This is a genomic window from Parvibaculum sp. (assembly GCF_040882025.1).
In the GTDB taxonomy this organism is placed as follows: domain Bacteria; phylum Pseudomonadota; class Alphaproteobacteria; order Parvibaculales; family Parvibaculaceae; genus Parvibaculum.
Genome location: NZ_JBBECC010000053.1, coordinates 1 through 5,944 on the forward strand (window position 1 = coordinate 1; position 5,944 = coordinate 5,944).

At 64.0% G+C, this 5,944-nt stretch carries 4 protein-coding genes; 1 reads left to right on the forward strand and 3 read right to left on the reverse strand.

The genetic code is table 11. The features are described from left to right. Positions 1 to 957 precede the first annotated feature (957 nt). Positions 958 to 2,589, forward strand: a complete 1,632-nt coding sequence (locus WEB61_RS03470; protein WP_368062932.1) for a peptidoglycan DD-metalloendopeptidase family protein — start codon at positions 958 to 960, stop codon at positions 2,587 to 2,589. 270 nt (positions 2,590 to 2,859) lie between these two features. Here the strand turns inward: WEB61_RS03470 and WEB61_RS03475 are convergent, their stop codons facing one another. From WEB61_RS03475 to WEB61_RS03485, 3 genes are all read right to left on the reverse strand, one after another. Beyond that, positions 2,860 to 3,741, reverse strand: a complete 882-nt coding sequence (locus WEB61_RS03475) for an alpha/beta fold hydrolase (protein ID WP_368062933.1) — start codon at positions 3,739 to 3,741, stop codon at positions 2,860 to 2,862. 110 nt (positions 3,742 to 3,851) lie between these two features. Next, positions 3,852 to 4,616, reverse strand: coding sequence for an SDR family oxidoreductase (locus tag WEB61_RS03480; protein WP_368062934.1), 765 nt, complete (start codon positions 4,614 to 4,616; stop codon positions 3,852 to 3,854). Between the two features lie 141 nt (positions 4,617 to 4,757). Next, positions 4,758 to 5,944 (reverse strand): AAA family ATPase (locus WEB61_RS03485; protein WP_368062935.1); only part of this gene is annotated, 1,187 nt, incomplete at its 5' end.

The following is a 5,944-nucleotide window of genomic DNA, read 5'->3' on the forward strand; positions in this document are numbered from 1 at the left end:
GTGTTAAGCCTGCCGCCAGCGTTCGTTCTGAGCCAGGATCAAACTCTCAAGTTGAGTTGATCCGACTGCTTCCTCGCGGGGAAAACCGCGAGGACTGACGCAAAATACACTCACATTCGTTTCCCGGCTTTCACCGGGTAACGGGGTATGTGTGTAGAAACATCAGACAGTCAGTATTCTGACGATCGGTATGAACCGATCTCGCCAGGACACCGCCGTCCACGTTTCTCTTTCTCAAACCACAATGTCAAAGAGCACCTGAGTTTCACGACGCAATGAACGTCCCGAAACACCAGGGTCGCAACCGACCCGAAGGACAGCCTAACCACCGCTTCCCTATGGAAGTCGGGGCCCTGCTGTCATCCATAATTGGATCGTTCACTAGGCCACAAAGAGCACGTCCAGGCAAGGCCCTTCAACACTCTTTACCTGAGGGGAAGCGCCGCACCCAAGGGCGGGACGCCGTGACCTCGTGGAGGCGGTTTATAGGGAGGTGGCCATAGCCTGTCAAACCCCTTTTTCGCGCTTTTCCCAAAAAAATCATGCGGTTTTGGGCTTGACTCAGACCCCGGGCTGGACGTGCGGAAGACCGGGACCGGGGCCGATAGATTCGGAACCGGAACGGCCTGCATCCTGCACCATGAACCGGGTGTGGCCGTCATCCTCATGCATTCGTCCCGCATTGGTACGAAGAAGATGTCGGAAATCGTCGTTCGTTATGGAACGGGGTCATAAGTTAGAAAGAAAGACGGTGTATAAACCTTCATAAACAATGAATATAACGGCTTTCGAGCAAGCGTCGCGTTGACAGGACCGGCCGGCTCGGGGCATCGTCTCAAATCACGACGCGTTACGTTTTATTTCGGCGGTCGGGCAGCCGCCTGTTAAGCAGGGAAGCGAAGACCGGGCCTTAGGCAAGCAGGCTAAGTATCGGGAATCGCACGGGGGACAGCGAGTTTGTACGACACGGGGACCCAGCTGACAGAAGAGCCGATTCGCGATGGCGCCGGCATCGAAGCCACGCCCGCCACGCTACCGCTGTGGCACCGCGCCCGCCATAACGCGCGGATTTCCTTGAAGTTTTACGCCTCCGTCAGCCGTCTGGCGCTCGGCCAATCGCGCTGGATCGCCGCTTCGGGCGCGCTGGGTGCGTTGTCGCTGGGCCTGGTCGGTATCGGCATGGCGACGCTGGTGACGCCCTATGAAGGGGTGGCGAGCGCTTCGCTGACGGCCGACCGGGCGCCGCGCGTCGTCGCTTTCGATCTGACGCCGACGGACACGGACGGCCCGCGCGCGATCGTCGAAATTCAGCCTACGGACGATTTCCACACCGCCTCGCTGGCCGATCCCGGCATGTTCATCGACGAAATGACGGACGACGCGGCCGACGCCGAAGCCGAAATCCAGGCCGCCGAACCGCGCGAAGTCGAAGTGACGGTGGCGCTTGCCAGCGGCGAAACGCTGACGGAAGTGCTGTCGAAAGCCGGCGCCGACCGTATCGACGCCTATCACGCGGTCGCCGCGATGAGCGCCCATTACAGCCCGCGCAAACTGCGCGCCGGCCAGGAAATCTCGCTGAGCTTCATGGAAATGCCGAACGGCATCGACGACATGGAGAGCGAGACGCCCGCGCGCTACCTGACCGCGATCGCGCTGCAGCCCGACATCGAACGCGCGATCGAAGTGACGCGCGACGCCGATGGCAGCTTCAGCGGCCGCGAGACGATGCGCGAATTCACCGAAGGTTTCGCGCGCGCCGCCGGCACCATCGACAACTCGCTTTTCCTCGACGGCGAACGCGCCGGCCTGCCGCCCCAGATCATCATCGAGATGATCCGCATGTATTCCTACAGCGTCGATTTCCAGCGTGAAATCCAGCCCGGCGACAAGTTCGACGTCTATTTCAGCCGCAAGTTCGACGAGGACAACAACCCCGTGAAGGAAGGCGATGTGCTCTACGCCTCGCTCTCGGTCGGCGGCAAGACGCACAAGCTCTGGCGCTTCGATCCGGGCGACGGCGTCTGGGACTATTTCGACGAGAACGGCCAGAGCATGAAGAAGTTTCTGATGAAGACGCCCGTCGACGGCGCGCGTCTCTCGTCGGGCTTCGGTATGCGCCGGCACCCGATCCTCGGTTACTCGCGCCTGCATTCCGGCGTCGACTTCGCCGCGCCGACGGGCACGCCGATCTATGCGGCCGGCGACGGCACGGTGCAGCGCGCCAATCGCTTCGGCAGCTACGGCAATTACGTCTCGATCCGTCACGCCAACGGATACGAAACGGCTTACGCGCATATGAACGGTTTCGCGCGCGGCGTCCGCGCCGGCACGCGCGTGCGCCAGGGCCAGGTTATCGGCTATGTCGGCACGACCGGCGCGTCGACCGGTCCGCATCTTCACTACGAGGTGCATTTGCACGGCAAGAAAACCAATCCGCTGGCGCTGAAAGTGCCGACCGGACGCAAGCTCGAAGGCCCGCAACTCGCCGCCTTCAAGGCGCAACGCGAAGCCATGTCGACGCAGATGGCCGAGGCGCCGCTGACGACCCGCATGGCCCATGCCGGCGCGGAAACTGACGCCGCCAACTGAGCATCCGTCCGGACACGGACGATCCCCGGCGCGGGCCTTATCCCCGTTTGTGACAGCGAAAACGGCAGCCGGACCCCCCCTTTGTCACGAAACTGTCAAAAAACTGTCACAAACCCGCACGGCGCGATTTCGACGCCCTTGTGCCCGGCACTTGTCACCGCCCGTACATGAAGTATCACCGCGGCCGAGCGACTCGCTCCGCCGGCCCATCTCCGAAAGCGGGGATAAGCCGGCCGCAGAAAAAACTTATCCCCGGACTTCGGGCGACCCTCACTCGTTCAGAAAACCGAGCATCGCTTCGTTGAAGGCAGCCGGGTCTTCGAGCAGCACAAAATGCGTCGTGCCGGGCACGATGTGAACCCGCCCGTTCGGGATCGAGGCCGCCAGCGTTTCGGTGTGATCGCGCTCGATACTGTCGAACTCGCCCGCCACCACAAGTACCGGCGCCGCGATCCGTCCGAGATCGGCTTCGCTGTAATTGGGCTCGGTCCGCCACATGTGAATGACCTTGCCGAAGAAGACGGGCCAGTGATCGGGGTCCGGCGCGACGCGCTTGTAGAAATCGCGCGCGCCGGCCATCTCCTCGGTGTCGGGCGACATATCGGCCGGCGGCAGGGAGGAAAGCCCGTCGACATTGTAGTTCGAACCGCTGGTCATCAGCCGGCCAACGCGCGCGGGATGCTTCATCGCCAGGATGAGGCCGATATTGCCGCCGTCGCTCCAGCCGACAATATCCGCCTCCGGAATATCCAGAAGGTCGAGCAGGGCAATCATGTCCTCGGCCATCCGCTCGTAATGGAGCGGGCCCGCGCCGTCGGTCGAGCGTCCATGGCCGCGGCTGTCCGGCGCGACGACGAAGCGGTCCTTCGCCAGCGCCCTGATCTGGTAGTGCATGGTCTCGATGAAAACGGTGCCGCCATGGAGCACAAGCACCGGACGGACGCCGGCGCGACGCTCGCCATAGGTCTCGTAATAAAGGTCGATGCCGTCGACGGCCGCATGCCCGCTCGCCTGCGCCGTGCCGGACACCGCTTTCCAGACATAGAAACCCGGAATGCCGAAAGACGAACGGTTGATGTAGTAAAATGTACCGGCCAGCACGACGACAAGCGCCGCGAAGCCAATCAGGACGAATTTCACCGATCTCGACATGGGCAACCCCTTCCGCGATGCGCCGGACCGCGCGAATCATAAAGGGAGAACCCGGCGCAATGCACGCGGACAATTGTAACCGGAACAATGGGGCTTTCGCGCCCTCCCCCTCACGCCCGGTTGATCGCGACGCCGCCATCGACCGCCATGGCGCTGCCGGTGACGAAGCTCGAGGCGTCGGAGGCAAGGAAGAGCGCCGCGCGCGCGATTTCCTCCGGCGCGGCGATCCGCTTCAGCGCGTGCAGGCCGACGACAAAGGCTAGCGCCTCGGGCGTGTCGGCGGCGGCGCGGCCCATCGGCGTGTCGGTGCCGCCCACAAGCATCGCATTGGCGCGGATGCCGCTCGCGCCATATTCGGCGGCGATGACGCGGGCGAGACCGACAAGCCCCGCCTTGCTCGCCGCATAGGCCGCCATGCCCGGAAGCCCGATCTCGGCGCCGACAATGGTGGAGGTGAAGATGAGCGACCCGCCGCCGCGCGCCAGCATCGCCGGAAGCTGGGCTTTCGCGCCGAGAAAGGCGGCGGTGAGATTGATGTCGATCGTCTCGCGCCAGCCCGTGAGCGGGATTTCGTGGGCCGGCGCCATCTCGCCCAGCGTGCCGGCATTGTTGAGGGCGATGTCGAGGCCGCCGAAGCGCCCGGTTGCGAGCGCAACGAGGCGCGCCGCGATGTCCGCCTCGCCGATGTCGCCCGCAAGGGCCGCCGCCATACCGCCCTCGCCTTCGATTTCGCCGACAAGCGCCTCGAGTTCGGCCTTGCGGCGCGCGGTGACGACGAGCTTTGCGCCTTCCCGCGCGAAGAGAAGCGCCGAGGCGCGGCCGATGCCGGAACTCGCGCCGGTGACGATGGCAACCTTGCCGTCGAGAATACCCATGACTTTCTCCTTCGCGTACCCATCCAGGGTCGCGAAGGTGAGGCGAAGGAGAGCGTTTGTCTGGCCGGAAACGGACACGGCGCTGAATCAAAAAAAAGGCCGCCGGGTTTCCGGCGGCCTTTGTTTTCGGCGCGCATGCGATCAGTGGACGACGCGCAATCCCGGTCCGTCTTCGTCGCGCAAGGTACCGTCGCGGCCGACTTCATGGCCGGCGATGATGAGGCCTTCTGCGCCGGCCGAGACCTTCACTGTTTCGCCATCGGCGATGCGGCCCTGCAGGATGAGCTCCGCAAGCGGGTCCTGCACCTGGCGCTGGATGACCCGCTTCAGCGGTCTTGCGCCATAGACGGGGTCGTAGCCGGCATCGGCGAGCCAGGTGCGTGCCGCCTCGTCGAGCGTGACCTCGATCTGGCGGCCGACCAGGAGCTCCTGCAGCCGGCCGAGCTGGATGTCGACGATCGCGTCCATCTGCTCGCGCGTCAGGCGGTGAAAGAGCAGAATCTCGTCGAGACGGTTGACGAATTCAGGCCGGAAGCGCGAGCGCACCGTATCCATCACCTGCTCGCGCACGGCCTCGACATCGCCGCCTTCGGCCAGATATTCGGCGCCGAGATTGGAGGTCATCACGATCATCACATTCTTGAAATCGACCGTGCGGCCCTGCCCGTCGGTCAGGCGCCCGTCGTCGAGCACCTGCAAGAGCACGTTGAAGACGTCGGGATGCGCTTTCTCGATCTCGTCGAACAGCACGACCTGATAGGGCCGGCGACGGACGGCTTCGGTCAGCGCGCCCCCTTCCTCGTAACCGACATAGCCGGGCGGCGCACCGATGAGACGGGCCACCGAGTGCTTCTCCATATATTCCGACATATCGAGGCGGCAAATCGCCTGATCGTCGTCGAAAAGGAAACCGGCCAGCGCCTTGGTGAGCTCGGTCTTGCCGACGCCCGTGGGACCGAGGAACAGGAACGAGCCGATGGGACGGTTCGGATCCTGCAATCCGGCCCGCGCGCGGCGCACGGCACGCGACACGGCCGAGACCGCTTCATCCTGCCCGATAACGCGGGCACCGAGCGCCTCTTCCATGTGCAGGAGCTTTTCGCGCTCGCCCTCGAGCATCTTGTCGACCGGAATGCCGGTCCAGCGCGAGACGACCTGCGCGATGTGCGCTTCCGTCACCGCTTCTTCCAGCATCGCGCCCTGTGCCTGTTTTTCGGTTTCGACGAGTTTCTTCTCAAGCTCGGGAATGACGCCATAGGCAAGCTCGGAAGCACGTTCGAGCCGGCCGGCGCGCTGCGCCTGCGCCAGCTCGTTGCGCGCCGTTTCGA

What these genes read in the sequence shown, in the direction of transcription:
- WEB61_RS03475 (WP_368062933.1), bottom strand. Translation starts at nt 3,741, where the DNA reads ATGTCGAGATCGGTGAAATTCGTCCTGATTGGCTTCGCGGCGCTTGTC.
- WEB61_RS03480 (WP_368062934.1), bottom strand. Translation starts at nt 4,616, where the DNA reads ATGGGTATTCTCGACGGCAAGGTTGCCATCGTCACCGGCGCGAGTTCC.